Genomic DNA, 1,387 nt, shown 5'->3' on the forward strand with positions numbered 1-1,387 from the left:
TCCTGGGCGAGATGGGCGGCGCAGGCGGCGCCCGCCGCGAGCGCGAGCGCCCGGTCGCCGAAGGCCAGAGCGAGCCCGATCGCGACGGCGCTGCCGGCGAGCGCCAGGAAGGCAGCCTCGTGGACGAGGACGATGGCGTAATAGGCCGGCCGCGCCTCGTCCCCCAGTCCCGGGCCGATGCTGATCATCGGGCAGACGACGAGGCCGAGCTGCAGGCTGACGGTGAGCAGCACCGCGATCCAGGCCGTCGAGAACAGGCCGAACGCTTCCAGGCCGAGCGCGTGCGCCAGAACGATGGTGGTGGCGAAGTTGCACGCGCTCACCAGCGCCTGATCGGCCACCGAGAGGGCCGGTCCGGCAGCGCCCCTCCCGACGACGGCGCGGCAGGCGCCGGCCAGGGCAGGGAGGTCGCGCGGAAGGGCGGGCATGCTGTGTCCGGGTGACGGGAAGGCGGCCGGAAGGATGGCCCGGCGACCCTAGACGAGGCGGTCGCGGGCACCACGCGGACATCGGGAGGGGCGGAGCCGATTCCTCGATCGTTCGGGGTACGTCGGAAGTACGGGCCGGCCCGCTCCCGATGCGCTGTCGGCCTCGATTGTCAGGACCCGCCGCGCCCGCAAGACTTCCGCCCGATCAGGCCGGCGAGCGACGGTCGATGGGCGGATGACGATGGCAACGACGACGACCGCCCACGCCCTGCCGCGGGAGAGCCGCCTCGCCGAACTGTTCCTGGCCGCGCTCGGGATCGCGTTTGCCGGCTACATGATCTTCGGCAAGAGCTTCGCCTATCTCGGGCTGCCGCCGCTCTATGCCGGCGAGCTGCTGTTCCTGCTGGGGCTGCTCGCGGTGTTCCGGGCGCGGACGGGCCTCAACCTCTGGGCCGGGCTCGCCACCGCGCCCGCACTCTGCGTCGCCGCGCTGATGGGCTGGGTGCTGCTGCGGACGCTGGCCGGCCTGCGGGAATACCGGGTCGATGCCCTGCGCGACGGCGCGGTGGCGCTCTACGGCGGCTACGCCTTCGTCCTGATCGCCCTCCTCCTCGACGATCCGCGGCGGCTCGGCGTGCTCATGCGGATGTTCGGCTGGCTGGCGCGCTACGCGATCCCGCTCGCGATCATCGCCTTCATCCTCGGCGACGTGCCCTTCTTCGCGGCGCGGGCGGGCGAACTCGCGACCCACCTGACCGGCGCCGTCGTCCTCGCCCTGGTCGGCCTCGTCCGGGTCGGGCCGGGCTGGTTCGCCTTCGTTGGCCTCGGCGCGATGCTGGCCGCCGCGCAGAACCGCGGCTCGATGCTGGCGATCGCGGTGCCGGTCTGCCTCGCCCTCGTGGCGGTCGGCCAGTGGAAGCGGCTCGCGGCGGCGCTCGTCCTCGGCGCCGGCCTCCTCG

The 1,387-nt window shown here is 73.6% G+C and carries 2 pseudogenes; one reads left to right on the plus strand and one right to left on the minus strand.

The window, feature by feature from the left end:
* A pseudogene (locus tag MFF42_RS23485) lies at positions 1-428 on the minus strand (sugar transporter); the annotation flags it as partial.
* 241 nt (positions 429-669) lie between these two features.
* Between MFF42_RS23485 and MFF42_RS23490 the strand changes: the two are divergent.
* A pseudogene (locus MFF42_RS23490) lies at positions 670-1,387 on the plus strand (right-handed parallel beta-helix repeat-containing protein); the annotation flags it as partial.

Source organism: Methylorubrum podarium (assembly GCF_022179745.1).
GTDB classification, from domain to species: domain Bacteria; phylum Pseudomonadota; class Alphaproteobacteria; order Rhizobiales; family Beijerinckiaceae; genus Methylobacterium; species Methylobacterium podarium.